The organism is Comamonas sp. UBA7528, assembly GCF_002479375.1.
Lineage (GTDB): Bacteria > Pseudomonadota > Gammaproteobacteria > Burkholderiales > Burkholderiaceae_C > Comamonas.
The window spans coordinates 50,975-76,674 of sequence record NZ_DLMU01000002.1 but is presented as its reverse complement, the minus strand read 5'-3'; the positions used below and the strand labels follow the sequence as shown (position 1 = coordinate 76,674).

Below are 25,700 nucleotides of genomic sequence, written 5' to 3'. Positions count from 1 at the left end.
ACCCGCCCCGCCTGTACGCTGCTGGTAAACAGGCAGCTATATTTTTTGAAGAACATGATCGCTACTTCCGACATCACCGGCATGGTGCTGGCCGGCGGCCGTGGCAGCCGCATGGGCGGCGTGGACAAGGGTTTGCAGCCATTTGTCGGCCAAGCGCTGGCCCGGCACGCGCTGCAGCGCCTGGCACCCCAGGTCGGGCCGCTGCTGGTCAACGCCAACCGCCACCTTGAGACCTACCGAGCCTGGGGCGTGGACGTGGTGACCGACACCGAGGCCGACTACCCCGGCCCTCTGGCCGGCTTTCTGGCCGGCCTGCTGCATTGCCGCACCCCCTGGTTGCTGGCCGTGCCTTGCGACACGCCACGCTTTCCCGCCGACCTGGCCGCGCGCCTGGTGGCCGCTGCCGAAGCCGCACAGGCCCCGCTGGCCGTGGTACACGCGCCGGATACCGAGCCAGCAGCAGCCCACGCTGACGCCGCCAGCGCAGCGGCAGCTGTCCATCCCCCCCCGCTGCGGGCCCAGCCCGCTTTTTGCCTGATACATACCAGCCTGCTCGGCAGCCTGCAGCAGTTCGTCAGCGCAGGCGGTCGCAAGATCGACCGTTGGACCGCACTGCACCCGCTGGCCGTGGCCTGCTTCGACCAGCCGGGCGACGACCCGCTGGCCTTTGCCAATGCCAACTCCCTGCAGGAGCTGCATGCCCTGGAAGGGCTACTCGCCGCCGCACCGGATACGGAGAACCGCTGATGACCCTCTCCTGGATGACCCAACTGTTGACCCAGATCGGCGCAGATGCCGGCGCCATGCAGGTGGACCAGGTCCACGCCCTGCTGCGCAGCCTGGCCCGACCCGTGGCAGAGACCGAATCCCTGCCACTGCACCAAGCGCTGGGCCGCGTGCTGGCAGCCGATGTCCTGTCACCCGTCGATGTGCCGCCACACGACAACGCCGCCATGGACGGCTATGCCTTTGCCAGCCAGTGGCTGGCCACGGCCGAACAGCTGGCCCTGCCCATTGCGGGGACCGTGCTGGCCGGTCAGCCCTGGGCAGGCGATGTTCCCGCCGGCCATGCCCTGCGCATCATGACGGGCGCCATGCTGCCGCCGGGGCTGGACACCGTCGTGCCGTTTGAGCTGTGCCAGTTGGAAGACCCTGCAGATGCGGCAGTACCGACGGTGCGCTTTGCCAGAACCGGCCTGCGCCCGGGCGCCAACCGCCGCCAGTGCGGTGAAGAACTGACCACCGGTGCCACCGCCCTGCCCGCCGGCACCCGCCTGGGTCCTGCCGAGCTGGGCCTGGCCGCCGGCCTGGGCCTGGCCCAGCTGACTGTGCGCCGCCGCCTGCGCGTGGCCCTGTTTTCCACCGGCGATGAGCTGCTGCAACCCGGCGAAGCGGCCCGCACCGGCGCCATCTACGACAGCAACCGCTTTGCACTGGCCGCAGCACTGCAGCAACTGGGCTGCACCGTGCACGACCTGGGCGCCGTGCGCGACGAGCCTGCCGCACTGCGCGCTGCACTGCAACACGCCGCACAGGATGCCGATGTCATCCTGACCAGCGGCGGTGTCAGCAGCGGCGACGCCGACCATACACAGACCCTACTGGCCGAGCTGGGCGATGTGGCCTTCCTGCGCATCGCCATGCGCCCCGGCCGCCCGCTGGCCGTCGGCCGCATGCACCGGGCAGACGGTCGCTCCAGCGCCTTGCTGCTGGGCCTGCCCGGCAACCCGGTTGCAGCCCTGCTCAGCTTTGCGCTGCTGGCACGCCCCGCGCTGCTGCAGGCCATGGGCATGGATGCTGAGCGTGCCACGCCAGCGCTGGTGCAGGTGCCGCTGGCCGTGCCGCTGCGCAAGCGTGCCGGCCGTACCGAATTCGTCCGCGCCACCCTGCACACCAATTCCCAGGGCCGGATCGAGGCCCGTCCCACCGGCAGCCAGAGCTCGGCCATGCTCAGCAGCCTAGTGCAGGCCGACGCCCTGCTGCTGCTGGACCACCACCAGGGCGATCTGGCGGCAGCGACCCTGGTCAACGCACTGCCACTGCACGGCCTGCTATAAAAGCTGCATTCTTTTTGCAGCGAACGCACCATGGCCTACACCACCACCGCCACCCTGCCAGAGCCCACCGCCGAGTCTGTGCAAGCCCTGCCCGGCCTGGTGCTGCTCGAGTTCGGCACCGATTGGTGTCCCCACTGCCTTAGCGCGCAGGATGCCATCCGCAAGGTGCTGGAGCCGCGAGACGACATCCAGCACATCAAGGTGGAAGACGGCCCCGGCCGCCGCCTAGGGCGCCTGTTCCGTGTCAAGCTCTGGCCCACGCTGGTGCTGCTGAAAGACGGCCAGGAAATCCGCAGGACCGTGCGGCCACAGGGCGCACAGGCTGAAGCGGCGGTGCGGATGGTGGTGGAAGGCAGCTGAAACGGCGTCCCCTCACCACGCACCAGCACCGGTCAGGTGGGTCCGGTACGGGATGGGGGCAGCGATGACGGTTGGCACACCGCCACCGTCCACTGCGCATAACGCCGCACATGGGGGCGATTGCTGGTCAACGCCCGTGCACCGGCGGCCAGGGTGCGAGACCGGTCCAGATACCGCGCCAGGCGCAGCTGGTCCTTGAACTGTTCGGCGAACGCTCCTGTCTGCAACCGCTCAAGAATGCCGGACAGCAGCTGCGCGCGCTGGCTGCTCCCCAGCGCGCAGTGCTTCAGGCGGCGGCAGATCATCGCCCTGGCCCGGCCATGCCACAGCCCCCGGGTGTCCGCCAGCACAAACGCAATGCACCTGTCCACCGCCAGCACATCCTGCACCAGCAGCCTGTCCGCCAGCGCGCGCAGCTCCTGTTTGCTCAGCAGGCCGAAGGCCGCGTGGGGCTGCAGGGACATGGGAGAGGAAGGATGCGAAAGCGGGTTGCGCATGGGCTGAGCGTCTAATCGCCGCGCAGGATTTGGATCACATGCTCGGGGCCGAACGCCACCTGCAGGCCAGGCGCCAGGGCTTCCGTGCAATATGGCTGGTTGTCGAGCGTGCCCAGATAGCCTGCGCCCTGGCGGGCCTGGACGATCACCCACATGCGCTCCACGTTCTCCCCTGCCTCGTGGTTGATGCGAAAGACCAGCTTGGCAAAGTCGCCCACATTCAGCCCGGCCCGCATCTCGCCAGGCGGCAAATAGAAAGTGTCCGGCGCCTGCGCATGCAAGGTTTCGCCATTGTCGAGTGTGTAACTAACCATCGTCGTCTCAGTGTGGTGCCATGGCGGTACAAGGCGCTGCCGGGGCCTGTCGGGCTCCCGGACTCACGGGCTGCTGCAGGCCTGCGTCCCGCCTTGGCACATGAAAGCGTAATGCTCCGCCACGGGAACAGGCCGGCGTGCGCTGGTGTGCACCGAGCCCTGGGCAGTGAACAGAAAAGGATAGAAACTCATGCAACTGTCGGCATCCAGCGCCGCCACATCGGCCTGCCAGCTCTCCCAGCGCAAGTCGCGGTAGAAGTCGCGCAGACGGCTGGAAAAAGCCCATTGCATGAACGCCGTGTGCCCCATCTCCAGCGCTTCCCAGGCCTGTGTGTCGGGCGCCAGATAGTAGATGCCACCCCGGTCCGCCCCCAGCGCACCGCCGTTGATGGCGAAAAAGCCGCCCACGGCGTCATCACCAATCAGAAAGAAGCCGTCGCCGCGCGGCTGGTTCCATGCCGCCAGATCGCGCGGGAGCCGGGGATGGCCCGAGCCCAGCAGGCGCAGCCAGCCCCCATCGACCAGCACGCCGCCGGTGCCATGGGCCATGGCCCCCAGCGGCGAACGCGTCGTCACCTGCAGCGCCAGCAGCACCGCATCGCACGCGGCCGAGGGCGGCAACAGCTCCACCGGCAGTTCCGCATCCTGGGCCCACGCCGCGATCAGCGGCAATGCCGATTCGGCATGGTTCAACAGCTCGTGCAGCGCCCGCATGCGCCCTCCTTCACCGGTTCAGCATCCGTGTGCGCCATTCTGGCACGGGGGAATCGTCGGTCGCACGGCCCAGGCGCGCGCCACAGCCACTCAGCATGCTGCCTCCACCGTCAGCCAGGGCCAGCGTTCTTGGTAGCTGCGTGCCTTGTCGGCAAACATGGCGGGCTGGTGGTTGAGCGGATTGATACGCAGCACATTGCGCTGCAGATCGTCCAGTCCGTGGGTGCTGTACAGCGCGCCGGTGGCAACGTCCACCCCTATGCAGGTGGAGCAGATGAGGTAGCGGTCGATGCCATCGGTGGCCCGGTGCAGCGGCGCGTAGCTGGCGCCGAACTTCTGGGCGTACCACAGGTGCACACGGGCCTGGTTGCGTACCTCCACATGCACGCCCAGGTGCTGGCATGCCTGGCGCACGCGCGCAATGGAGCGGTCTTCAGCCTCCCAGGACAGATCGTCGTCAAAGTAGATGACGTCATAGTCCTTGATGCCCCACTGGGGCGGCCGGCCGGATTGCAGGTTCCACACCGTCTGGAACAGGCAGCCCGCTGTCAGCATGCACTGCGGCAGGTCCAGCGTGGGCAGCAGCGCCAGCAAGGCACGGTTGGCGGGGTTTTCCATGGCCAGCGCCACCAGGGTCTCGCTGCTAAGGGATTGCATTGCTTGTCGTTCGTGGAGGGTGGGCACAGCAGCCCGCCCGCCCCTTCAGTACGGCAGGGCGCAACAGGCGCGTAGCGAGGGTGGCGTCCGCGGTGCTTACAGCCGCCCCAGCGCCTGGTCCACGCCTTTGTTGGCCAGGGCATCTGCGCGTTCATTGCCCGGGTCGCCGGCGTGGCCCTTGACCCAGCGCCAGTCAATGCGGTGGCCGGCGCCGCTGACCAGCGCGTCCAGTTGCTGCCACTGCTCGGCATTCTTGACGGGTTCCTTGCTGGCCGTGCGCCACCCTTTGGCCTTCCAGCCGTGGATCCATTCGGTGATGCCTTTGCGCACGTACTGGCTATCCAGGTACAGCGTCACATCGCAGGGGCGCTTGAGGGCCGTGAGCGCCTCGATCACCGCCTGCAACTCCATGCGGTTGTTGGTGGTTTCACGTTCGCCGCCAAACAGTTCCTTCTTGGCGTCTCCCGCCTGCATCAGCACCCCCCAGCCGCCAGGGCCGGGGTTGCCCTTGCAGGCGCCGTCCGTGTAGATCACAACCTTGTTCACAACTTCATATCCTTGTATTTCGACGATGGATTGCGCTGGGCCACGGGCACCGCCCCTGGCGCATTGGCACGGCGCGTACGCCAGCCGGGCTCCAGCAGCCGCATGCCCTGCACGCGCTTGATGGCCACCACGCAATAAACAGCGCCGAGTATGGGCCAGGTTTTGGCTCCCACACGGTTCATCCAGTCCCAGCGCTGCTGCCAGCGCGGCTGCTGCACATGGGGGGTGAAGGCGCCAAAGTCCACCGCCTCAATTTCCAGCTCCATCAGCCGCAGCCAGTCGCGCAGCCGCAGATAGGCAATTCCCCGCGTGGCATTGGCGGCGTCCTCGGCCGGCCGCTCCAGCGCGTGCTGGGCGCCCCACAGACTCCAGGGGTTCAGGCCAAAGATCAGCACCTTGCCTTCGGGCATCAGCACCCGCGCCACCTCGCGCAGCGTGGCGTGGGGGTCGGGGCTGAGCTCCAGCGTGTGCGGCAGGATCAGCAGGTCCATGCAGGCATCGGCCAGCGGCAGTGCGCGGAAATCGGCATAGAAAGCGGGCGTCCACCGCGGGCTGTCCTGCGGTGCCGTCCCATCCCCCTGCGCTGCGGGGGGACACCAGGCGGCCTGCTCCGGGGACTCCAGAGCCAGCCACCGGTGGGGCATGCGGTTGGTTCGTAACCCTTGTAGCATCGGCATACCCCACTGGAGGCTGTGATAGCCGAAAATATCGGACACGGCCTCGTCGCAGCGTTGCTGCTCCCAGTCCAGCAGGTACTGGCCCGACGCCGTCGCATTCCAAGGGTGTACTACCCGATTCGTCTCACTCATGAACCTGTTGCCCATACCCGCGCTGGCGGACAATTACATCTGGTTGCTGCACGATGGCCACGAGGCCCTGGTCGTCGACCCCGGCGTGCCCGAGCCTGTCATGCAGGTGTTGCAGGCCCAGGGCCTTGCGCTGCGAACCATTCTAGTGACCCACCACCATGCCGATCATGTCGGCGGCGTGGCGGCACTGCGCGAAGCCACCGGCGCCACAGTCTACGGCCCCGCCTTCGAGACCATTCCCGAACCTGCCACCCGTGTGGACGGTGGCGACACCTTGCACCTGCTGGGCCGGACCTGGCAGGTGCTGGCCATTCCCGGCCACACCAGCGGCCATGTGGCGTATTACTGCGCCAGCCCTGAAGGTGGCGAGGCCCCCATTCTGTTCTGCGGCGACACCCTGTTTTCGGCCGGCTGCGGTCGTCTGTTCGAAGGCACCCCGGCACAGATGTTCGATTCGCTGCAGCAACTGGCGGCCCTGCCCGCCCACACCCGCGTGTGCTGCGCACATGAGTACACGCTGTCCAACCTGCGCTTTGCTCTGGCTGTGGAACCAAACAATGCGCAGTTGCTCCATCATGCGGCACACTGCCAGAATCTGCGTGCGCAGGGGCAGCCCACGCTGCCATCGTCCCTGGCGGTGGAGCGCGAAATCAACCCTTTTTTGCGCTGCAACGTTGTGCAAGTAGCCCAAGGGGCTTCACAATTCGCGCCTCACCTCGACACCCAACACCCGCTCAGCGTGTTCACAGCGCTGCGCGAATGGAAAAACGTATTCCAATGAATTTGAGGCATATTCTTTTGCTGTGCAGTGCGTTGTGGCTGGCCGGCTGCGCCACCACCACGCCCACCGATGGCACGACTCCGGACGCCAGCACCGCGTCGGTCACCAGCCATATTCCCCAAGGTCCTCTCAGCCCACTGAGCAACAAGAGCGCCCGCGGTGGCAAGGTGGCATCGCTGACGCCCCCAGCCGACCTGTGGGAACGCATCCGCAACGGCTTTGCCATGCCCGATCTGGAGCAGGACCTGGTCCAGAGCCAGGAGCAGTGGTACAGCAGCCGCCCCGACTACATCCAGCGCATGACCGAGCGTTCCAGCAAATACCTGTTCTACATCGTGGAAGAGCTGGAACGCCGCGACATGCCCACCGAGCTGGCTCTGCTGCCCTATATCGAAAGCGCGTTCAATCCGCAGGCCGTATCCAGCGCCAAGGCTGCCGGCATGTGGCAATTCATGCCCGCCACGGGCACCTATTTCGACCTGAAGCAAAACAGCTTCCGCGACGACCGGCGCGATGTGATGGCCTCCACGCGCGCAGCGCTGGACTATCTGCAAAAGCTCTACAACATGTTCGGCGACTGGCACCTGGCTCTGGCCGCCTACAACTGGGGCGAAGGCAGCGTGGGCCGTGCCATCAAGCGCAACCAGACGCTGGGCCTGGGCACGGGCTACACGGAGCTGAACATGCCCGCCGAAACGCGCAACTACGTGCCCAAGCTGCAGGCGGTCAAGAACATCATTGCCCAGCCCAGTCGTTTCAGCGCCCAGCTGCCGCTGATCGAGAACCACCCTTATTTCCAGGCTGTGGAAATCACCCGCGACATCGACGTGGCCCTGGTCGCCAAGCTGGCCGATGTGCGCGAAGAGGACTTCCGCGCCCTCAACCCTTCGTTCCACAAGCCCGTCATCCTGGCGGCCGGCACACCGCAGATCCTGCTGCCCTGGGACAACGCCAAGGTCTTCCGCAGCAACCTGGAAGCCTATGACAAAGGCCAGCACGCCAGCTGGACGGTATGGGTGCTGCCACGCACCATGAGCGTGGCCGATGCCGCCCAGCGCGCCGGCATGAGCGAGTACGACCTGCGCACTGCCAACAACATCCCGCCGCGCATGCTGATCAAGTCCGGCTCGGCGCTGATGATTCCGCGCTCCGTGGAGGCCGGCGATGTGTCCGGCCAGGTGGCGGACACCGCCAGCATCGCCTTCGCACCCGAAGTCACGACGCGGCGCAGCACCGTCAAGGCCCGCAAGGGTGACACCATCATCAGCATCGCACGGCGCTACAACGTCAGCTCCAGCGATGTGGTGAGCTGGAACGACCTGCGCCCCAATGCCAGCCTGCGCAGCGGCCAGGCACTGACCATGTACCTTCCGGCCCGCGTGGCCGCGAGTGTGGCCAGCAGCGGCAATGGCAGGCAGGCCGTGACCAAGGTCAGCCGCAACAGCAAGACCGCCGTCAAGGCGGCGCCACGCAACGAAGGCAAGACCACGGTGGCCCAAAAGGGCGGAACGCCCTCCAAGCGCAAGCGCTGACCACGCCCTCCTCCATCAAAAAAGGACTGCCCAGGCAGTCCTTTTTTTGTGCATCGGGTGAACCTGGTGCGTTTGGCGCATCCGATGCGACCGGTGGGACTGCGGCAGGGAGACAGGCATCTGGCCATGCCTGGCTCGCCAGCGCCGCTGCTATGCGTTCATCCGACTGCCGCATGGCAGCGGCACGGATTGCCTTCAGCGCCGATCCACCAGCGCATGGGCAATCGTGCCCAGGTCCACATACTCCAGCTCGCTGCCCACCGGCACGCCCCGCGCCAGGCGGGTGACCTCGATGGAGCGGCCTTGCAGCAGCTCCGTGATGGCATGGGCCGTGGCCTCGCCTTCGGCGGTAAAGCTGGTGGCCAGAATCACCTCTTGCACCGCCGGCTCCTGGGTACGCACCAGCAGCTCGGGCAGGCCGATGTCCTTGGGGCCTACGCCATCCATGGGCGACAGCCGCCCCATCAGCACGAAGTAGTAGCCACGGTAGGCACCTGTGCGCTCCATGGCCGCCAGGTCCGCCGGCGTCTCCACCACACACAGGCGCGCGGCGTCGCGCCCTTCATCACGGCAGATGCTGCACACCGCCTCGTGCGTGAAGGTGTTGCATTTCTCGCAGTGGCGCACGGAATCCACCGCCGTCACCAGCGCCCGCGCCAGCTGGCGCGCACCTTCCTGGTCGCGTTGCAGCATATGGAATGCCATGCGCTGCGCAGTCTTGACGCCCACGCCCGGCAGGCGGCGCAGCGCCTGGATCAGGGGCTCCAGCGGTTGAAGCAGTTCGGACATCGGCAACACTCCAGAATCCAGAAATATCCAGCCCGGTGCGCAGCGAAACGGCAGCGCCCAAAGCAAAAGGGAAAGCGCCAGCGCTTTCCCTCGGTCACAGACCACACGGACCACAGTCCGTCCGGCCCTGCAGCACAGCTGCGCTGCGTTCATTCCATCCAGGCCATGGTGGCCTGTGCAGCAGCAAGCGGCCGAATGGGAAGCACCCATGCCGCACGATGCGCCATCCGCTGCCGCAGGGCAGCAAGACCACGCACAAGCGACCCCGGGCTGGGGCGCGCGGTGCTTAGAACGGGAACTTCATGCCGCCGGGCAGACCGGGCATGCCAGCGGTCAGCTTGCCCATCTTCTCGTTGCTGGTCTCTTCGGCCTTGCGCACGGCAGCGTTGAAAGCGGCGGCCACCAGGTCTTCCAGCATGTCCTTGTCTTCGGCCAGCAGGCTGGGGTCGATGGTGATGCGCTTGACGTCGTGCTTGCAGGTCATCACGACCTTGACCAGACCGGCGCCGGATTCACCTTCCACCTCGATGTTGCCCAGCTCTTCCTGGGCCTTCTTCAGGTTGTCCTGCATGGCCTGGGCTTGCTTCATCAGGCCGGCGAGTTGTCCTTTGTTGAACATGGCTAAATCCTTTGCGTTGGTTTTCTCAGTATGAATCGGTCACAGAGGCAGACGTGCCATGGGCTGCGTCTGCCGGGCCCTGCTTATGCAGGGCGAATGCTGCCAGGCACGATTTTGGCACCGTACGCGCGCATCAAGGTCTGCACCTGGGGGTCGTTCAGCACAATGGCTTCCGCCAGCTTCTGATGACGCTGGGCAGCCGCGGTATTGCGCTTGGCCGGGGTATCGGCCGCAGCGCCATTTTCCACCACCAGCGTCTGGCAGTGTCCGGCGTCGGTCAAAGCCTTGCGCAACCGCTCCTTGGCGGTGGCCTGGTTCAGCGAGGTGCGCTCCACGCGCAGCGTCCAGCTGTCGCCCTCCTGGGCCACCAACTGGGACTGCAGCGCCAGCTCGCGCACCAGGGCGGTCACGGCCTCGGCCTGCACCAGTTGCGTCACCACGCCATGCCAGACATCGCCCAGCGGCGTGGTCGGCACTTCCAGCGGCATGGGTGCCGGAGCGTAGTCCTGCACCGCCGGTGCGCTGCGCGGTGCGGGGGCGGCATCCACAGGCTCCATGGCATCCAGCGGATCATCCGGCAGGTCCATGGGCTCGCCGTCCATGGGCCCCTCCCAGGCGGGCGGTGCGGAGTCGGCATCGTCGCTGCTGTCGGATTCTTCCGCCGTCACCTCGGGGAGATCTTCCCAGGGCGGCACTTCATTGTTCACGGCCGGCGCACTGGCAGGCGGCATGACCGCAGGCTGCTGCACGGCCTGCGGCACCGTCTGCGATTGCGCAGCCGTGGCTTTCGGCTCTGCAGGGGGTGCCACGGGTGCGGGCGACTGCACCACATCAGCAGCCGGGTTGGCGCGCGCAGCAGGCTCCACCACAGGCGCTGGCGCCACGATAGGCGACACAGCGGCCTGAACGGCAGGCGCCTCGGGCTGGGCCTGCATTGGCGCAACGGGTACCGGCAGCGGCACAGCGGTCGCAGCAGGTGAAGCCGGAGCCACCATCGGAGCCGCCGTGGCTGCAGGAACCGGCTCCGCAGCCAGCGCGACCACCGCCTGCACGCTGGCCTGCGCCGGGGCTGGCGCCTGGATGCGGGCGGCTTCAGCCTGCGTGACGGGTTTCGCTAGAGTTTTTTTTTCCGCCGTGGCCGCATCGGCCGTGCCCTGGGGCTTGAAGGCCAGCAGGCGCAGCAGCGCCATGGTCAGCGCAGCGTATTCATCGGGCGCCAAGCCCAGTTCGGTACGCCCATGCAGGCTGATGCTGTAGAGCAACTGGGTTTCGTCGGCAGGCATCTGCTGCGCCAGCGCAGCCATCTCGGCGGCTTCCGGATCGGAAGGGTCCGCCACATCGGCCATCTGCGGCACGGCCTGCAGTACCGCCATGCGCTGCAACACGGCGCACATGTCTTCCAGGGTGGCCGAGGCCGAGACACCGTTGGTGCGCAGGCTGTCCACCGTTTCCACCACGGTGCGGCCATCGCCCTGCGCCAGCGCCCCAATCAGACGGAACACATAGCTGCGGTCCACGCTGCCCAGCATTTGGCGCACGGTGGCTTCTTGCAGCTGGCCGCTGCCAAAGGCAATGGCCTGATCGGTCAGCGACAGCGCGTCGCGCATGGAGCCGCGGGCAGCGCGCGCCAGCAGCTTCAGTGCCTGCGGCTCGGCCGGCACGCTTTCGGTCCCCAGCACGCGGGTCAGATGCTCCAGCACCGTATCGGGCGCCATGGGCCGCAGATTGAACTGCAGGCAGCGCGACAGCACGGTGACCGGCACCTTCTGCGGATCGGTGGTGGCCAGCACGAACTTCAGATACTCCGGCGGCTCTTCCAGCGTCTTGAGCATGGCATTGAATGCCGTATTCGTCAGCATGTGCACTTCGTCGATCATGAAGACCTTGAAGCGCCCTTGCACCGGCTTGTAGACCGCCTGCTCCAGCAGGCTTTGCACTTCGTCCACGCCACGGTTCGAGGCGGCGTCCAGCTCGGTGTAGTCAGGGAAGCGGCCGCTGTCGATTTCCTTGCAGGCAGGGCACACGCCGCAGGGCGTGGCCGTGATGCCGCCCTGACCGTCCTGCCCCACGCAGTTGAGCGATTTGGCCAGGATACGCGACACCGTGGTCTTGCCCACGCCGCGGGTGCCCGTGAACAGATAGGCGTGGTGCAGGCGTTGCTGGGTCAGCGCATTGGTCAGCGCCTGCACGACATGCTCTTGCCCCACCATTTCAGAGAAATTGCGGGGGCGGTATTTGCGGGCAAGCACGAGATAGGACATGCGCAGGATTCTACGGGCTGGCGCACCCGCCTTTCGCCGGCAAGGCATTCGCGCCGGGGATGGGTCAATCCTCGGGTACAATGCGAAGTGACGGGCCTCCTCGCATGGGGAAGCAGCCAACCGGGTCAGGTGGGGAACCAAGCAGCCCTAACTGTGAAACCAGTGCCGAGATCAGGCTCGTCACCTTTAGCTGGAAATCCTCTTTGCAGACAAGAGGCAGTCTTCCACCAAAGGCTATCCAAACTCTACGCAAAAACTGAGTGTGACACACCGGTCCAACCGGCAAGTGCTTTGTCGCGCCCATGGCCGCAGCCCCCGTTAACATCCGAAGGACTGCGCCACCACGATCGAACGCCTTATTGCCCAGGCCGGGGATCTGATGAAGGCGATGCCGCATCCGAAGCGGCTCCTGCCTGTTTGAAGTCCAAGATTTGATGACAGCGGCAGGGGCGCAGGCTCCGGTCACCCCGCCCCCCCCTGCGTACCGCACTGTCCAGCCACGCACCGTCGGCTACCGATACCCCACCGGGGTATCACTTCACATAGGAGCGCATCACCGACACCACCAGGTCCAGATCCTTGGCCCGCTGCTCTGCGGGGGCATCGGCATCACCCAGGTGTTCGCGCACATGCCCCTCCAGCACCTCCAGCATCAGTCCGTTCACGGCACCGCGCACGGCAGCCAGCTGCTGGAGGATGACCGCGCACTCGGCCGAGCTTTCCAGCGCGCGCTCCAAGGCCTCGGTCTGGCCCTTGATACGCCGAATCCGTGCCAGCAGCGGTTTTTTGTTGAGAACTGTATGCGACATAAGTGGCAATTTTAACGCCAGCAATATACTGGGGTACAGTATATTAATGAACGCCGCATCCATGCTCCCCCACGCAGCCACGCCGGCTGCCCGCACACACTCCCACGTCTTTGATGCAGGCAACCCCTTGGCGGAAAAGAAAGCCAAGCTGGCAATGCTGCTGACCTTGGCCATGATGGTCCTGGAGATTGCCGGGGGCTATTACTTCAACTCCATGGCCTTGCTGGCCGATGGCTGGCACATGAGCTCCCACACCCTGGCGCTCGGTCTTTCCGTGGGAGCGTATGCCGCTGCCCGGCGTCTGGCCGGCGATCACCGCTTTGCCTTCGGCACCTGGAAAATTGAAATTCTGGCGGGATACACCAGTGCCATCCTGCTGCTGCTGGTCGCGGCGCTGATGGCCATCCAGTCCGCGGAACGACTGCTGTCCCCTTCCTCCATCCACTATGAACAGGCCATCGGTGTCGCGGCATTGGGGCTGGTCGTGAATCTGCTGTGCGCCTGGCTGCTCACGGGAGGCCAGCACCACCCTCACCATGGGCATGAACACCACGCCCATGCAGAACATGGCGACCTCAATCTGCGCTCGGCGTATCTGCATGTGGTTGCCGATGCCGCCACGTCGGTGATGGCCATCGTGGCTTTGCTTGGCGGCATGCTGTGGGGCTTTGCCTGGCTGGACCCGGCCATGGGCCTCATCGGTGCCGTGCTGGTGGCCGCATGGGCTCTGGGCCTGTTGCGCGACAGCAGCCGGGTGCTGCTGGATGCCGAAATGGATGCCCCCATCACCCAGGAGGTGCGCGATGCGATTGCCCAAGGTCCCCTCCCCACCTCCATCACCGACCTGCATGTCTGGCGCGTAGGCAAAGACAAATACGCCTGCATCGTGGCGGTGGTGGGAGGGCCGGAAGTCACTCCCGACTACATCCGCCAGTTGCTCCAGATTCACGAGGAACTGGTGCATGTTTCCATCGAGGTCAACCACTGCCGTTAAGGACTGCCGGCACGACCCGGTAAATCACATGCTTGTCGCGGAGACGAATGCGAAGCTGTCTGCAGCACAACAAGACCGCACCAGAGCGCACGAGGCCTGAATAATCATCTGCCAAGATTTCTCCAGGCTACACCTCTATACCCGCCAAATATTCCCCAATCCACTCGCACCAAATAATTCACATTCAACATGCCAGACCTTCTTCACAGGTAGCGCATATTGAATGCTATCAATAATTTACAGTAATCTCATAATAAAAAATACTATGCTCTTTATTATTTTCCAAGGCATGCCCGCACATGGGAGGGCAGGCAATGCGCCCCCCCCCCGGCGACCTACATACCCACCTTGCACCTGTGCGCACACCAGTTGCAACACTCGATTTCATGACCTGCATCAACAATCGGGCGCTGAAAAAATCGGCAGCGCTATTCAATTAAAAGCAATACAGACCGCAGCAACAAACGTTGATGGCGTGTCCGCCTGGGCGCCCAGAACCCTTATCTGGATGTAACTCTATGTGCCGGCACCCCATTTTTTCAAGTTTCGCGTTAGCATGATCACATACAGATAACCACAAGATCCGACAATTCAGGCATTGGGCAATGGATATCCCAATTTCTGGACACCCATATCCATAACCGATAAAAGGAGTTGGTCATGGCACAAATAACCGAAATCCCGCAAATCCCTTTGGCAGTATTCAAAGCCAATATGGAATATCAAAAGTCACTGACACATTTGACCAATGATGGCGCCAAGCGCTGCATGGATTTCAACGAAACCTGCAGCCACCTCGCTGCGGCCCAGGCCGAGATATGGTGGGAACGCATGCAGGCCCTGGGCAACTGGCCCAGCAGCGGACTGAGCCAGTTTGAAATTGGCACCCGCCAATTTCAGAACAGCGTGCAAGGTCTCAGCACCCTGCGCAACCAGGTCATCAACGACCAGAAGGCACTGATAGAGGGTCTGCGCGGCGCCCGCATGGCTTGGCAGCAGACCTTTTTTGACGCCGTAGGCAACTCCGAAGACGCGGCCGAGATCTGAGACACCGCCTCAGCGAAACCCGCCCATAAAGGGGCGGCGACAGACTGCGCGCGGCCGCCCCTGGAGACGCAGCCTTATGCTGCGGCGGCTCCGGAAGCCAGGAACCGGTCCATACCCCGGGCGGCCTGCACCCCTGTGGCCATGCAGGCCGTCAGCAGATACCCCCCTGTCGGCGCTTCCCAGTCCAGCATCTCTCCAGCAAAGAACAAGCCCGGTTGCTCGCGGCTCATCAGGTCCGCATCCACCGCTTCCCAGCGCACGCCTCCCGCCGTGCTGATGACTTCGTCGATCGGTCGCGGTGCGACCACCGTAATGGGCAACGCCTTGATGGCCGCCGCCAGACGCACCGGATCTTCCATCTCCGCTTTGCTCAACACCTCGCGCAGAATGCCGGCCTTGATGCCGTCCAGCCCCAGGCGCCCCTTCAAATGGCTGGACAGGCTGCGGGAGCCGCGCGGGTGGCGCACTTCGCCCAGCACTTTCGCATCGCTCCAGGCCGGCAGCAGATCCAGATGAAACACCGCACTTCCCGTACGCTGGATCTCATCCCGCAGCAGGCTGGACACGGCGTAGACCAGGCTTCCCTCGACCCCGGTTTCCGTGGCCACGAATTCACCACGGCGGTCAAACACCTTGCCGTCACTACCTGCGAACCGGATGGCCACCGACTTGAAGGGCTGACCGGCAAACCGCTCCTTGAACCAGGGTGTCCAACCACCCTGGTCCGCCGGCTGGCCCGCCAGGCCCTGCAAAAAGGCACGGCGTGTTTCACCTTCCGCCGACGGCGCCTGCCCCACATCGAAGCCGCAGTTGCTGGGCTGCAGAGACGCCACGGCAATCTGGCGCTCCGCCAACCAGGGCACCCAGGCCCCATCTGACCCCAGGCGCGCCCAGCTGCCGCCGCCCAGCGCCAGCAAGACAGCCCGTGCACGCACGGCGACACGGCCCGACTCGGCCTGCAGTTGCAGGCTGCCATCGGTCGCCCACCCGGTCCAGCGGTGGCGCATGAAAAAACGCACGCCCTGCTGGCGCAAACGGGTCATCCACGCGCGCAGCAAGGGGGCCGCCTTCATATCGGTGGGAAACACCCGCCCGGACGAGCCGACAAAGGTTTGCAAACCCAAGCCCTGCACCCATTCGCACACCTGCTGCGGACCGAACGTCTCCAGCAGGGGGCGCAGATGCGCGGCACTGTCACCATACCGTCCCACAAAGGCCTCCAAGGGTTCGGAGTGGGTCAGATTCATTCCGCCCTTGCCCGCCAGCAGAAACTTGCGCCCCACGGAGGCCTTGGCGTCAAAGACACACACCGCATGCCCCTGCGCCGACAGACGCTCCGCCGCCATCAGACCCGCCGGGCCGGCGCCGATGATGGCGATTTCACAATCCAGGGCGGCAGGGCCAGCATGCAGGGCGTCCTGCGAAGAAGCGGAGAGAGTCATAAAACGTATTCGTAAGGTACAGACAGCGTGGCCCCCCATCCTGGCGGCTGGGGGACGCAGGTACACGGCACAAGCAGGGCGCGATTGTGGTGCTGAAGCCACATGGCTGCAGCGGCAAGGACTTCCCGCGCCCTGCGGTCGGCCAGCGGGGACGACGGGCTTCAAGATTCGGCAGGCTGATTGCAGCATGCGATCACCGAATGCTATCAGCGCCATAGCACCTCCGACCCTGCCCACACCCTAAGTCTGGAGATTGCTTTCTGCGACAATAACCCCAATTCTTGGCATATTGCCAAACCGCATTTCTGATTCCGTTCTGCAATAAGCAAGCAACCAACAAGGAACCCCATGGCCAGCGACCTGATCAAACACATTTCTGATGCAAGCTTTGAAGCCGACGTGCTGCAATCTGGCACGCCTGTGCTGGTGGATTACTGGGCCGAATGGTGCGGCCCCTGCAAGATGATTGCCCCCATCCTGGACGACGTGGCCACGGCCTACCAAGGCAAGCTGACCATCGCCAAGATGAACGTGGACGAAAACCGCGAGATCCCCGCCAAGTTCGGCATCCGCGGCATCCCCACGCTGATGCTGTTCAAGGACGGCGAACTGGCCGCCACCAAGGTCGGCGCCCTGGCCAAGGCCCAGCTGACGGCCTTCATCGACCAGAACCTGGCCTGATCGCTCTCCACATTGCCCGGGCCAGTGCTTGACCCGGGCAATGTGTTTCTACAACGCCCCATTCCTCCAGGATCCGGCCTGTTTCCCGCAAAACTAGCGAACGCCCGGCATTTCCTGTCATAATCAACACAGACTTCGCAATGCAGCATCGGCTTGCGGGTCCTGATCTCTTCCGGCAGCGCCAGCAGACCACGCAATCAATGGTCTCCCTCGGCCCTTCGCCCCCCCCTGATTTCTTAAAGACTCCGCCCAGGAGCAACTCCATGCACCTTAACGAACTCAAGGCACTGCACGTGTCCGAAGTGTTGAAGCAGGCCGAAGCGCTTGAGATCGAAAACGTCGGTCGTATGCGCAAGCAAGAGCTGATGTTTGCCATCATCAAGAAGCGCGCCAAGGCCGGCGAACAGGTGTTTGCCGATGGCGTGCTGGAAATCCTGCCCGATGGCTTCGGTTTCCTGCGCAGCCCCGACACCAGTTACACCGCCAGCACGGACGACATCTACATCTCCCCCAGCCAGGTGCGCCGCTTCAATCTGCACACCGGCGACATGATCGAAGGTGAAGTGCGCATCCCCAAGGATGGCGAGCGCTACTTTGCCCTGACCAAGCTGGACAAGGTCAACGGCAATTCGCCCGAATCGAACAAGCACAAAGTGATGTTCGAGAATCTGACCCCCCTGTTCCCCAAGGAACAGATGCGCCTGGAACGCGACATCAAGGGTGAAGAGAACATCACCGGCCGCATCATCGACATCATCGCCCCGATCGGCCGCGGCCAACGCGCACTGATCGTGGCACCGCCCAAGAGCGGCAAGACCATGATGATGCAGAGCATTGCCCACGCCATCACCGCCAACCACCCCGATGTGCACATGATGGTGCTGCTGGTGGACGAACGTCCGGAAGAAGTGACGGAAATGCAGCGCTCGGTGAAGGGCGAAATCATTGCCTCCACCTTCGACGAACCTGCCACCCGCCACGTGCACGTGGCCGAAATGGTGATTGAACGCGCCAAGCGCCTTGTGGAACTGGGCAAGGACGTGGTCATCCTGCTGGACTCCATCACCCGTCTGGCCCGCGCCTACAACAATGTGGTGCCCAGCTCCGGCAAGGTGCTGTCCGGCGGCGTGGACTCCAACGCCCTGCAACGCCCCAAGCGCTTCTTCGGCGCTGCCCGCAAGGTGGAAGAAGGCGGCTCGCTGACCATCATCGCCACCGCCCTGGTGGACACCGGCAGCCGCATGGACGAAGTGATCTTTGAAGAATTCAAGGGCACGGGCAACAGCGAACTGCACCTGAACCGCCGCCTGTATGAAAAGCGCGTGTTCCCGGCCATCGAGCTCAACAAGAGCGGCACACGCCGCGAAGAGCTGCTGCTGCCGCCCGAGATCCTGCAAAAGACCCGCATCCTGCGCCAGTTCATGTACAACATGGACGAGATCGAGTCCATGGAGCTGATGATCAAGAACATGAAGGCCACCAAGACCAACGTGGACTTCTTCGACATGATGCGCCGCGGCGGCTAAATCACTGCCTCCCGCGCACCAACAAAGCCCCTCGATGTATAATCAGGGGCTTTTTCTATTGCGGAAAGTACGCTTAATGCATTGACTGCTACAAGGGTTGTAGCGGGTTAGGCACGGCTACCGCACTTGACCAAAGGAAGATCATGAAAGAAGGCATTCACCCCAACTACCGCGAAGTTCTGTTTGCGGACCTGTCCAACGGCTTCAAGTTTGTGACACGTTCGTGCGTGCCCACCAAGGAAACCGAAACCTTCGAAGGCAAGGAATATCCCCTGTTCAAGCTGGATACCTCCTCCGAATCGCACCCCTTCTACACCGGCACCCAAAAGTCGGTGGACAACATGGGTGGCCGCGTGGAAAAGTTCCGCAACCGCTTCGGCAAGAAGTAATCTCTGCTTCTTTCGCCAAAAAGGCAGCCCGGGCGACCGTGCTGCCTTTTTATTTTCCGCACCCCGTATGCTGCGTGGTACCTGACAGGCTGCTGTGCCTGATGCCCGTTTTTCGCCCATGAATCCGCCCAGTCCCGCCATCGTTGCCCAGAACGCCGTGCGCACATTGCCCCGTTGGGCCTTGTGGCTGCTGTGCGCCGCCTATGTCTTTCCAGGCTTTATCGGCCGTTCGCCCTGGCGGGAGACGGACATCGCATCGTTCGGCTATATGCGCGCCCTGGCGGCCGGGGATACCAGCTGGCTGCGCCCTTCGATGCTGGGACTCTCCCCGTCGACAGAAGGGCTGCTGCCCTATTGGCTCGGCGCCTGGGCATTGCAGATCTTTCCCTCCAGCTGGAGCCCGGAATGGGTGGTGCGCCTGCCCTTCATCGGGCTGCTGGTGCTGACCTTCATGTCCATGTGGTGGGCGGTGTACTACCTGGCACGCACCCCGGGAGCACAGCCCGTGGCGTTCGCCTTCGGCGGCGAGGCGCGCCCGCAGGACTATGCCCGCGCCATTGCCGACGGCGGCCTGCTGGCCCTGATGGCCTGCCTGGGCCTGGCCCAGTTTTCGCACGAAACCAGCAGCTATCTGGCCCAGCTGGCATTCGGTACCATCACCTTGCTGGCCGCAGCGGCCATGGCCTACCACCCCCGGCTGGCGGCAGCGTTGACGGGCATCGGCCTGCTGGGTCTGGCCCTCAGCGGTGCTCCGTCGCTAGCGTCCATCCTGGGCCTGGGCATTGCGCTGTTGACTTGGCACACCCGTGGTACCGAACTGCAGCGTCAGGGCACCTGGGCGATCTGGTGGCTGTGTGCCGTGGCGTTCACCTCCTTCATCGCCTGGAAACTGGGCCTGTGGGAGTGGCGCCTGATCAACCCCTGGGTGGAAGGCAAGGAATGGCAAAGCCTGGGCCGGTTGCTGACCTGGTTCAGCTGGCCCGCCTGGCCCCTGGCGCTGTGGACCCTGTGGCGCTGGCGCCATCAGCTGGCGGAGCCTGCTCGCCACACCCACCTGACCCTGCCTCTGTGGCTGTGGGTTCTGGCAGTGGGCGCCACCCTGACCACCCAGCCCGCCGACCGTGCACTGCTGCTGGGCCTGCCGGCCATTTCGATGCTGGCCGCCTTTGCACTGCCCACACTCCGCCGCAGCCTGGGTGCGCTGATTGACTGGTTCACCCTGATCTTCTTCACCATCTCCGGCATTGCCATCTGGGTGATCTGGATCTCCATGCAGACCGGCTTTCCGGCCAAGCCCGCAGCCAATGTGGCCAGGCTGGCTCCCGGCTTCACGCCCACGTTCTCCTGGTTTCCCTTTGCCGTCGCTCTGGCAGCCACGATCGCATGGCTGCTGCTGGTGGCCTGGCGCACGCGCCGCCACCGCGCGGCCATCTGGAAGAGCCTGGTACTGCCGGCAGGCGGTGCCACGCTGGGCTGGGTGCTGTTGATGACACTGTGGTTGCCTGCGCTGGACTATGGGCGCAGCGATGCACCCCACATGCGCCAGGTGCTGGCAGCGATTCCTGCGGATGACTCAGCCTGCGTGAACGTGGCCGGCCTGGGCCGTGCGGAAGTCGCCGCCTTGCTGTACTACACCCCGTGGCAGCTGCAGCTGTTCCGGGTGGACCGCGCCCGGCAATGCGAATGGACGATCACCGAACCCGCCTACTGGGCCACGCTGTCGCCCGCCGCCACCGCCCAATGGAAGCAGCATGCGATCGCCGCCCGTCCCACAGACAGAAAAGACCGCCTGCTGATCCTGCAGCGCCGCTGAGCCCATGAGCGAAATACGCACTGTGGCACGGCATGCCGGCACGGTGCTGGCAGGACAATTGGCCGTGATGGCCTTCGGCGTCACGGACACCGTGGTGGCGGGCCGTTATGCCTCCGACGCACTGGCCGCCCTGTCCGTGGCCAGCGCCATCTTTGTCAGCGTGTACATCTCGCTGATGGGTATCCTCCAGGCGCTGCTCCCCATCTGGGCCGAGCAGCATGGCCGCCGGCAGCCCATGCTGATTGGCCAGTCCTTTCGCCAGTCGCTGTACCTCTACCTGCTGGTGACCGCCGTCGGCATGGCCACGCTGCTGGCCCCGGGTCTGTTGCTGGACTGGGCCAAAGTGCCGCCGGCATTGCAGCCCGAAGTGCGCAGCTATCTGCGCATTGTGGCCATGGCATTGCCAGCCGCCCTGTTCTTCCGGCTGTTCACCACCCTCAACCAGGCGCTGGGGCATCCGCAACTGGTGACCTGGCTGCAGCTACTGTCGCTGCTGCCCAAGGTGCTGTTGTCCATCTGGTTCACCTTTGGCGGCCTGGGCCTGCCCGCCATGGGCGCTGCAGGCTGTGCCTGGGCCACGCTGCTGGTGCAGTACGCCACCGTGCTGCTGGCCATTGCACTGCTGCGCCGGCAGTCGCTGTATGCCCCGCTGCAACTGTGGTGCCCCATGGAACGGCCAAACCGGCAACAACTGGGCCAGTTTGCACGGCTGGGCATACCGGCTGGCCTGTCCATCTCGGTGGAGGTGACCTCCTTCACGCTGATGGCCTTGTTCATCGCCCGCCAAGGCAGCCTGTCCTCGGCCAGCCACCAGATCGCAGCCAATTTGGCCGCGCTGTGCTATATGGTGCCCCTGTCTTTGGCCATTGCCACCAGCGCCCGGGTCAGCTACTGGCTGGGGGCCGGGCATGCGGCCCAGGCGGCGCAGATGGCGCGGCAGGGCCTGCGCCTGGCCGCCGGCCTGGGTGCCGTGCTGGCACTGACGGTGTGGCTGCTGCGCAGCCCGATTGCGGCGCTCTACACCCAGGATACGGCCGTGGCCGCCCTGACCGCCAGCCTGCTGGGCTGGATTGCCGCCTACCACCTGGCCGACAGCATCCAGTGCTATTGCATCTTTGTATTGCGTGCCCTGCGCATCACCCTGGCGCCGCTGGTCACCTACAGCACCATGCTGTGGGGCGTGGGCCTGGGCGGCGGCTACGCCCTGGCCTACCTGTGGGGGTGGCCACCGGCATGGCAGGGAACCCCGACCCCTTTCTGGGCTTCCAGCGTGCTGGCGCTGGCCGTGACGGCCCTGGTCTTTGTCGCCATGCTGCAGCGCCACCTACGGCTCTTGCCGCAGTCTCGCCGCAACCCGAACTCCGCCATTCACCCCGGATGAGGCCGCACCGGCTTCATCGGACGGCCACACAGACAGCTTTCAGTTGCCGGCAAAACCGATCGCGTGCGCACGCAGGCGCTGGGCCGGGAACGTGGCAGAAAAAGTCGAGCCCTTGCCCAAGGCACTGCTGATGTGCAACTGTGCGCCATGGCGCTGCAGCACATGCTTGACGATGGCCAGACCCAAGCCCGTCCCCCCCGTCTCGCGCGAACGGCTGCGGTCAATGCGGTAGAAGCGCTCCGTCAGGCGCCCCACATGCTCTGGGTCGATACCCCGGCCGCTATCCTGCACCGCAAACGTGGCACTGCCATCGGCATGGGAAGTCCATGTCACGACAATCTGGCCTCCCGCCGGTGTGTAGCGGATGGCATTGCTGATCAGGTTGGAGAACGCACTTTGCAATTCGGCGGGAATGCCCGCCACGTCGATCTGCACGGCCGATGCAGGGGGAAACTCCAGTGCATGGGGTTGCCCGCTTTTGCGGGTCACCATGTCGGACAGGGCGCGGGCCTCGTCCTCGCATTGGCGCAGCAACGGCGCCAGCGGCGTCCATTCCCCGCGCGCGGGCAGCGGACTGCCTTCCAGCCGCGACAGGGTCAGCAGGTCCTGCACCAGGCTTTGCATGCGCGTCGCCTGCTGCGCCATCAGGCCCAGAAAACGCTTGCGCTCGTCTTCTTCCAGCGGCAGAGTCTGCAGCGTTTCCACAAACCCCACCAACACCGTCAACGGCGTGCGGATTTCATGCGACACATTGGCCACGAAGTCACGGCGCATGGCTTCGGCCTGTTCCAGCGAGGTGATGTCGCGCGAGAGCAGCAGGTGCCGCCCATCGCCATAGGCATACAGCTGCACCGACAGGCGCACCGGCCGCGCTGCGGTGCTGTCACGCCCCTGCAGCAGCACCGGCTGCGCAAAGTCATGCCGCGCCCAATAGGCACTGAAAGCCGGATCACGCACCAGATTGCCCATGGACTGCAGCATGTCGCGCTGCGCATCCAGACCGAACTGCTGCTCCGCCATCTGGTTGCACCATTCAATGTGGCCGGTGGCATCCAGCAAGATCAGGCCATTGGGGCTGGCCTGCAAGGCCGCAAAGATGTCCTGCAGACGCTGCTCGCTTTGCTGCACCTGCTGGGTACCCAGACGCAGCCAGCGGCGCATGCGGGTGGACAGCTCTCCCCATAGCCCGGACATGGTGGGCGCCTGCTGCAGCTCGGTCGACCGCAGCCATACCAGCAGCTTGCGCGCATGCCACATGTCCCAGGCCATCCACAGCCAGGTGGCCAGCAGCGCGCCAGCGGCCACGCCCCAGGCTTGCCCCAGCCACCACCCCAGGCCCATCAACGCTGCTTGCAGCAAAGCCAGGGCCAATCCACGCCACGTCATGTCTGCACTCTTTTCTGTGTGTTGTGCATGCCCGGCGGCGGCTCAGCCACCAGGCTTGTTGTGCATTGTCGTATCAGGCACCTGCCGCGGATTGTGGTGCGCTCAGGCGATAGCCCACACCCCGCACGGTCTGCACCATGCCGCCCGCTTCGCCCAGCGCTTCGCGCAGGCGCTTGACGTGCACGTCCACCGTACGCTCCTCGATGAAGACATGGTCACCCCAGACCTTGTCCAGCAGCTGTGCGCGGCTGTGCACACGCTCCGGATGGTTCAGCAGATAGTTCAGCAGCTTGAACTCTGTGGGGCCCAGCTTCAGCGCTTCGCCCGCATACGACACGCGGTGGGTCGACGCATCCAGCTCCAGGGTGCCCATGGTCACGCGTGTGGCCACCTGCTCCGGGGCCCGGCGGCGCAGCACGGCACGGATGCGCGCCAGCAACTCCTGCGTGGAAAAGGGTTTGGTGATGTAGTCATCGGCACCGGCATCCAGACCCGACACCTTGTCCGGCTCGTCACCACGCGCCGTCAGCATCAGAATGGGTATCTGCTTGGTACGCGGATCCGTACGCCACTTGCGCGCCAGGGCCAGACCACTGGCCCCGGGCAGCATCCAGTCCAGCAAGATCGCGTCGGGCAGCACGGCATCCAGCTCGCGCTGGGCACTGGCACCGTCCTCGGCCCACACCGGCTGGAAACCGTTGTGGCGCAGGTTGACGGCGATCAGCTCCGCAATCGCCGGCTCGTCCTCCACGATCAGGATTTGGGGGTTCTTCTTCATACCCGAAACACCGTCCTCGATTACTTCACCGTCGATTCGATGACATCCATGGTTTCATGGCGGATGTCCTTGCCTTCGACCAGGTAGATGATTTGCTCGGCCACGTTCTTGGAGTGGTCACCGATGCGCTCGATGGCCTTGGCCACGAACAGCAGGTCCAGGCTGGGGGAAATCTTGCGCGGATCTTCCATCATGTAGGTGATGAGCTTGCGCACAAAACCATCGAACTCATGGTCAATCAGGTCGTCCTCCTTGAGGATGACCACCGCCGACTTGGTGTCCAGCCGCGCCAGCGCATCCAGCGCCTTGCGCAGCATGCTCGACGCCATCTCGGCCGCGACGCGCAGCTCACCGGCGGGCAGCGATCGCGCGGCACCGCTCTCGATGATGGACTGCACCATGCGGGCAATCTTGTGGGCTTCATCACCCATGCGTTCCAGATTGGCGGTGACCTTGGAAAAGGCCATCAGCATGCGCAGATCGCGGGCCGTGGGCTGGCGTCGACCGATGATGGAGGAGAGTTCGTAGTCGATCTCGACTTCCATCGCATTCACACGCGTTTCATTGGCGTTGATCTGTGCGATCGAATCGGTACTGAACTGCGTGAGGGCATGGACTGCCTGGTGGATCTGTTGCTCCACCAGACCGCCCAGCTCCATGACACGGGCCGAGACGCGGTTGAGTTCTGAGTCAAACTGCGAGGAAAGATGCTTGTCTGGCATGTAGTTGCTCCTCAGCCGAAGCGGCCGGTAATATAGTCTTCGGTTTCTTTGCGCTGGGGCTTGAAGAACATCTGTTCCGTTTCGCCGAACTCCATCAGATCGCCCAGGTACATATAGGCCGTGTAGTCGCTGCAACGTGCAGCCTGCTGCATGTTGTGGGTCACGATCACCACGGTGTAGTCGCTCTTGAGTTCCGCAATCAGCTCTTCCACCTTGGAAGTGGAAATCGGGTCCAGGGCCGAGCAGGGCTCGTCGAGCAACAGCACTTCCGGCTTGATGGCGATGCCGCGCGCAATGCACAGCCGCTGCTGCTGGCCACCGGACAGGCCGGAACCGCTTTGCTGCAGCTTGTCTTTCACTTCCGTCCACAGCGCCGCCTTGCGCAGCGCCCATTCCACACGGTCGTCCATGTCGGCAGCGCTCAGGTCTTCAAACAGCTTCACGCCAAAGGCGATATTGTCGTAGATGGACATCGGGAACGGCGTGGGCTTCTGGAACACCATGCCCACCTTGGCACGGATCAGCGCCACGTCCTGCTTGCTGGTCAGAAGATTCTCGCCGTCCAGCATGATCTGGCCTTCCGCACGCTGCTCGGGATAGAGCTCGTACATGCGGTTGAAGGTGCGCAGCAAGGTGGACTTGCCACAGCCCGAGGGCCCGATGAAGGCGGTGACCTTTTTTTCGGGGATCTCGAGGTTGATGTTCTTGAGGGCGTGGAACTTGCCATAGTAGAAGTTCAGATCACGCACCGACAGCTTGGCGGTGTTCACCGGATTCAGGGTAGTCGCAGTCATCT

General features: G+C 64.4%; 27 protein-coding genes and 1 other RNA gene. 13 read left to right on the top strand and 15 right to left on the bottom strand.

Annotated features, from left to right (window positions below; all coding sequences use genetic code 11):
* The first annotated feature begins 54 nt into the window (after window positions 1-54).
* From mobA to B3349_RS02205, 3 genes are read left to right on the top strand one after another with little or no spacing between them, the layout of a single operon-like run.
* Complete coding sequence (gene mobA, locus B3349_RS02215; RefSeq protein WP_291586063.1) at window positions 55-747, top strand: molybdenum cofactor guanylyltransferase MobA; 693 nt, start codon at window positions 55-57, stop codon at window positions 745-747.
* Window positions 747-2,057: a molybdopterin molybdotransferase MoeA gene (gene moeA, locus B3349_RS02210; protein ID WP_291586061.1), complete on the top strand. Its 1,311-nt coding sequence runs from the start codon at window positions 747-749 to the stop codon at window positions 2,055-2,057. Before mobA ends, moeA begins: the two co-directional genes overlap by 1 nt.
* A 30-nt stretch (window positions 2,058-2,087) precedes the next feature.
* A complete protein-coding gene (locus B3349_RS02205) occupies window positions 2,088-2,417 on the top strand; it encodes a thioredoxin family protein (RefSeq protein ID WP_291586059.1) in 330 nt (109 codons plus the stop codon).
* Window positions 2,418-2,449: 32 nt separating this feature from the next.
* Here the strand turns inward: B3349_RS02205 and B3349_RS02200 are convergent, their stop codons facing one another.
* The 6 genes from B3349_RS02200 to B3349_RS02175 form a co-directional block, all read right to left on the bottom strand.
* A complete protein-coding gene (locus B3349_RS02200) occupies window positions 2,450-2,881 on the bottom strand; it encodes a hypothetical protein (RefSeq protein WP_291586057.1) in 432 nt (143 codons plus the stop codon).
* 44 nt (window positions 2,882-2,925) lie between these two features.
* The gene (locus tag B3349_RS02195) at window positions 2,926-3,228 is read right to left on the bottom strand and encodes a DUF2314 domain-containing protein (RefSeq protein ID WP_291586054.1); all 303 of its coding nucleotides are present in this window, start codon (window positions 3,226-3,228) and stop codon (window positions 2,926-2,928) included.
* Between the two features lie 63 nt (window positions 3,229-3,291).
* Complete coding sequence (locus B3349_RS02190) at window positions 3,292-3,942, bottom strand: DUF2625 domain-containing protein (RefSeq protein WP_291586052.1); 651 nt, start codon at window positions 3,940-3,942, stop codon at window positions 3,292-3,294.
* Between the two features lie 90 nt (window positions 3,943-4,032).
* Complete coding sequence (locus tag B3349_RS02185; RefSeq protein ID WP_291586050.1) at window positions 4,033-4,599, bottom strand: nucleotidyltransferase family protein; 567 nt, start codon at window positions 4,597-4,599, stop codon at window positions 4,033-4,035.
* A 96-nt stretch (window positions 4,600-4,695) separates the two neighbouring features.
* Window positions 4,696-5,145 (bottom strand): ribonuclease HI, encoded by a 450-nt coding sequence (gene rnhA, locus B3349_RS02180; protein WP_280013549.1) that lies wholly within the window; start codon window positions 5,143-5,145, stop codon window positions 4,696-4,698.
* Window positions 5,142-5,954, bottom strand: a complete 813-nt coding sequence (locus tag B3349_RS02175) for a class I SAM-dependent methyltransferase (RefSeq protein ID WP_291586045.1) — start codon at window positions 5,952-5,954, stop codon at window positions 5,142-5,144. Before B3349_RS02175 ends, rnhA begins: the two co-directional genes overlap by 4 nt.
* Here B3349_RS02175 and gloB point away from each other — a divergent pair.
* Together gloB and B3349_RS02165 are read left to right on the top strand one after the other, a co-directional pair.
* The gene (gene gloB / locus B3349_RS02170; protein WP_291586042.1) at window positions 5,953-6,735 is read left to right on the top strand and encodes a hydroxyacylglutathione hydrolase; all 783 of its coding nucleotides are present in this window, start codon (window positions 5,953-5,955) and stop codon (window positions 6,733-6,735) included. The genes B3349_RS02175 and gloB overlap by 2 nt on opposite strands.
* Window positions 6,732-8,267 carry a transglycosylase SLT domain-containing protein gene (locus B3349_RS02165; RefSeq protein WP_291586040.1) on the top strand — a complete coding sequence of 512 codons (1,536 nt, stop codon included), beginning with the start codon at window positions 6,732-6,734 and terminating at the stop codon, window positions 8,265-8,267. The genes gloB and B3349_RS02165 overlap by 4 nt, the downstream gene beginning before the upstream one ends.
* A gap of 195 nt (window positions 8,268-8,462) precedes the next feature.
* Here the strand turns inward: B3349_RS02165 and recR are convergent, their stop codons facing one another.
* The 3 genes from recR to dnaX form a co-directional block, all read right to left on the bottom strand.
* Window positions 8,463-9,056 (bottom strand): recombination mediator RecR, encoded by a 594-nt coding sequence (gene recR, locus B3349_RS02160; protein WP_291586038.1) that lies wholly within the window; start codon window positions 9,054-9,056, stop codon window positions 8,463-8,465.
* 286 nt (window positions 9,057-9,342) lie between these two features.
* The gene (locus tag B3349_RS02155) at window positions 9,343-9,675 is read right to left on the bottom strand and encodes a YbaB/EbfC family nucleoid-associated protein (protein ID WP_066535790.1); all 333 of its coding nucleotides are present in this window, start codon (window positions 9,673-9,675) and stop codon (window positions 9,343-9,345) included.
* An 83-nt stretch (window positions 9,676-9,758) separates the two neighbouring features.
* Window positions 9,759-11,936: a DNA polymerase III subunit gamma/tau gene (gene dnaX, locus B3349_RS02150; RefSeq protein WP_291586036.1), complete on the bottom strand. Its 2,178-nt coding sequence runs from the start codon at window positions 11,934-11,936 to the stop codon at window positions 9,759-9,761.
* An 89-nt stretch (window positions 11,937-12,025) separates the two neighbouring features.
* Here dnaX and ffs point away from each other — a divergent pair.
* Window positions 12,026-12,121, top strand: an RNA gene (gene ffs / locus B3349_RS02145) — signal recognition particle sRNA small type.
* 348 nt (window positions 12,122-12,469) lie between these two features.
* Here ffs and B3349_RS02140 read toward each other — a convergent pair.
* Window positions 12,470-12,745, bottom strand: coding sequence for a metal/formaldehyde-sensitive transcriptional repressor (locus tag B3349_RS02140; RefSeq protein WP_280012604.1), 276 nt, complete (start codon window positions 12,743-12,745; stop codon window positions 12,470-12,472).
* Between the two features lie 46 nt (window positions 12,746-12,791).
* Here B3349_RS02140 and dmeF point away from each other — a divergent pair, with 46 nt between their 5' ends.
* Both dmeF and B3349_RS02130 read left to right on the top strand, forming a co-directional pair.
* The gene (dmeF, locus tag B3349_RS02135; protein ID WP_414646838.1) at window positions 12,792-13,739 is read left to right on the top strand and encodes a CDF family Co(II)/Ni(II) efflux transporter DmeF; all 948 of its coding nucleotides are present in this window, start codon (window positions 12,792-12,794) and stop codon (window positions 13,737-13,739) included.
* 660 nt (window positions 13,740-14,399) lie between these two features.
* Window positions 14,400-14,786, top strand: coding sequence for a hypothetical protein (locus tag B3349_RS02130; protein WP_291586031.1), 387 nt, complete (start codon window positions 14,400-14,402; stop codon window positions 14,784-14,786).
* A gap of 74 nt (window positions 14,787-14,860) precedes the next feature.
* On the opposite strand, the gene B3349_RS02125 is transcribed toward B3349_RS02130, so the two are convergent.
* Complete coding sequence (locus B3349_RS02125) at window positions 14,861-16,228, bottom strand: BaiN/RdsA family NAD(P)/FAD-dependent oxidoreductase (RefSeq protein ID WP_291586029.1); 1,368 nt, start codon at window positions 16,226-16,228, stop codon at window positions 14,861-14,863.
* Window positions 16,229-16,576: 348 nt separating this feature from the next.
* Between B3349_RS02125 and trxA the strand changes: the two genes are divergently transcribed.
* The 5 genes from trxA (at window position 16,577) to B3349_RS02100 (ending at window position 22,018) form a co-directional block, all read left to right on the top strand.
* Entirely contained in the window at window positions 16,577-16,909 is a 333-nt protein-coding gene (gene trxA / locus B3349_RS02120; RefSeq protein WP_280012608.1) for a thioredoxin TrxA, read from the top strand.
* Window positions 16,910-17,172: 263 nt separating this feature from the next.
* Window positions 17,173-18,435: a transcription termination factor Rho gene (gene rho, locus B3349_RS02115; RefSeq protein WP_066535811.1), complete on the top strand. Its 1,263-nt coding sequence runs from the start codon at window positions 17,173-17,175 to the stop codon at window positions 18,433-18,435.
* A 143-nt stretch (window positions 18,436-18,578) separates the two neighbouring features.
* The gene (locus B3349_RS02110) at window positions 18,579-18,824 is read left to right on the top strand and encodes a type B 50S ribosomal protein L31 (protein WP_291586026.1); all 246 of its coding nucleotides are present in this window, start codon (window positions 18,579-18,581) and stop codon (window positions 18,822-18,824) included.
* 118 nt (window positions 18,825-18,942) lie between these two features.
* Complete coding sequence (locus tag B3349_RS02105) at window positions 18,943-20,637, top strand: glycosyltransferase family protein (RefSeq protein WP_291586024.1); 1,695 nt, start codon at window positions 18,943-18,945, stop codon at window positions 20,635-20,637.
* A gap of 4 nt (window positions 20,638-20,641) precedes the next feature.
* A complete protein-coding gene (locus tag B3349_RS02100) occupies window positions 20,642-22,018 on the top strand; it encodes an MATE family efflux transporter (protein ID WP_291586023.1) in 1,377 nt (458 codons plus the stop codon).
* 39 nt (window positions 22,019-22,057) lie between these two features.
* Here B3349_RS02100 and phoR read toward each other — a convergent pair whose 3' ends face one another.
* The 4 genes from phoR to pstB form a co-directional block, all read right to left on the bottom strand.
* On the bottom strand, window positions 22,058-23,404 hold the full coding sequence (gene phoR / locus B3349_RS02095) for a phosphate regulon sensor histidine kinase PhoR (RefSeq protein ID WP_291586021.1): 1,347 nt from the start codon (window positions 23,402-23,404) through the stop codon (window positions 22,058-22,060).
* A 73-nt stretch (window positions 23,405-23,477) separates the two neighbouring features.
* Window positions 23,478-24,182, bottom strand: a complete 705-nt coding sequence (gene phoB / locus B3349_RS02090) for a phosphate regulon transcriptional regulator PhoB (RefSeq protein WP_291586019.1) — start codon at window positions 24,180-24,182, stop codon at window positions 23,478-23,480.
* A gap of 20 nt (window positions 24,183-24,202) precedes the next feature.
* The gene (gene phoU / locus B3349_RS02085) at window positions 24,203-24,904 is read right to left on the bottom strand and encodes a phosphate signaling complex protein PhoU (protein WP_291586017.1); all 702 of its coding nucleotides are present in this window, start codon (window positions 24,902-24,904) and stop codon (window positions 24,203-24,205) included.
* 11 nt (window positions 24,905-24,915) lie between these two features.
* Window positions 24,916-25,698, bottom strand: coding sequence for a phosphate ABC transporter ATP-binding protein PstB (pstB, locus tag B3349_RS02080; protein ID WP_291586015.1), 783 nt, complete (start codon window positions 25,696-25,698; stop codon window positions 24,916-24,918).
* Window positions 25,699-25,700 lie beyond the last annotated feature (2 nt).

What these genes read in the sequence shown, in the direction of transcription:
- B3349_RS02175 (WP_291586045.1), bottom strand. Translation starts at nt 5,954, where the DNA reads ATGAGTGAGACGAATCGGGTAGTACACCCTTGGAATGCGACGGCGTCG.
- B3349_RS02130 (WP_291586031.1), top strand. Translation starts at nt 14,400, where the DNA reads ATGGCACAAATAACCGAAATCCCGCAAATCCCTTTGGCAGTATTCAAA.
- B3349_RS02185 (WP_291586050.1), bottom strand. Translation starts at nt 4,599, where the DNA reads ATGCAATCCCTTAGCAGCGAGACCCTGGTGGCGCTGGCCATGGAAAAC.
- mobA (WP_291586063.1), top strand. Translation starts at nt 55, where the DNA reads ATGATCGCTACTTCCGACATCACCGGCATGGTGCTGGCCGGCGGCCGT.
- B3349_RS02140 (WP_280012604.1), bottom strand. Translation starts at nt 12,745, where the DNA reads ATGTCGCATACAGTTCTCAACAAAAAACCGCTGCTGGCACGGATTCGG.
- B3349_RS02190 (WP_291586052.1), bottom strand. Translation starts at nt 3,942, where the DNA reads ATGCGGGCGCTGCACGAGCTGTTGAACCATGCCGAATCGGCATTGCCG.
- B3349_RS02195 (WP_291586054.1), bottom strand. Translation starts at nt 3,228, where the DNA reads ATGGTTAGTTACACACTCGACAATGGCGAAACCTTGCATGCGCAGGCG.
- dmeF (WP_414646838.1), top strand. Translation starts at nt 12,792, where the DNA reads ATGAACGCCGCATCCATGCTCCCCCACGCAGCCACGCCGGCTGCCCGC.
- B3349_RS02105 (WP_291586024.1), top strand. Translation starts at nt 18,943, where the DNA reads ATGAATCCGCCCAGTCCCGCCATCGTTGCCCAGAACGCCGTGCGCACA.
- phoB (WP_291586019.1), bottom strand. Translation starts at nt 24,182, where the DNA reads ATGAAGAAGAACCCCCAAATCCTGATCGTGGAGGACGAGCCGGCGATT.
- B3349_RS02200 (WP_291586057.1), bottom strand. Translation starts at nt 2,881, where the DNA reads ATGTCCCTGCAGCCCCACGCGGCCTTCGGCCTGCTGAGCAAACAGGAG.
- phoR (WP_291586021.1), bottom strand. Translation starts at nt 23,404, where the DNA reads ATGACGTGGCGTGGATTGGCCCTGGCTTTGCTGCAAGCAGCGTTGATG.
- B3349_RS02125 (WP_291586029.1), bottom strand. Translation starts at nt 16,228, where the DNA reads ATGACTCTCTCCGCTTCTTCGCAGGACGCCCTGCATGCTGGCCCTGCC.
- B3349_RS02155 (WP_066535790.1), bottom strand. Translation starts at nt 9,675, where the DNA reads ATGTTCAACAAAGGACAACTCGCCGGCCTGATGAAGCAAGCCCAGGCC.
- dnaX (WP_291586036.1), bottom strand. Translation starts at nt 11,936, where the DNA reads ATGTCCTATCTCGTGCTTGCCCGCAAATACCGCCCCCGCAATTTCTCT.
- moeA (WP_291586061.1), top strand. Translation starts at nt 747, where the DNA reads ATGACCCTCTCCTGGATGACCCAACTGTTGACCCAGATCGGCGCAGAT.
- pstB (WP_291586015.1), bottom strand. Translation starts at nt 25,698, where the DNA reads ATGACTGCGACTACCCTGAATCCGGTGAACACCGCCAAGCTGTCGGTG.
- B3349_RS02100 (WP_291586023.1), top strand. Translation starts at nt 20,642, where the DNA reads ATGAGCGAAATACGCACTGTGGCACGGCATGCCGGCACGGTGCTGGCA.
- rho (WP_066535811.1), top strand. Translation starts at nt 17,173, where the DNA reads ATGCACCTTAACGAACTCAAGGCACTGCACGTGTCCGAAGTGTTGAAG.
- recR (WP_291586038.1), bottom strand. Translation starts at nt 9,056, where the DNA reads ATGTCCGAACTGCTTCAACCGCTGGAGCCCCTGATCCAGGCGCTGCGC.
- trxA (WP_280012608.1), top strand. Translation starts at nt 16,577, where the DNA reads ATGGCCAGCGACCTGATCAAACACATTTCTGATGCAAGCTTTGAAGCC.
- B3349_RS02110 (WP_291586026.1), top strand. Translation starts at nt 18,579, where the DNA reads ATGAAAGAAGGCATTCACCCCAACTACCGCGAAGTTCTGTTTGCGGAC.
- B3349_RS02165 (WP_291586040.1), top strand. Translation starts at nt 6,732, where the DNA reads ATGAATTTGAGGCATATTCTTTTGCTGTGCAGTGCGTTGTGGCTGGCC.
- gloB (WP_291586042.1), top strand. Translation starts at nt 5,953, where the DNA reads ATGAACCTGTTGCCCATACCCGCGCTGGCGGACAATTACATCTGGTTG.
- phoU (WP_291586017.1), bottom strand. Translation starts at nt 24,904, where the DNA reads ATGCCAGACAAGCATCTTTCCTCGCAGTTTGACTCAGAACTCAACCGC.
- B3349_RS02205 (WP_291586059.1), top strand. Translation starts at nt 2,088, where the DNA reads ATGGCCTACACCACCACCGCCACCCTGCCAGAGCCCACCGCCGAGTCT.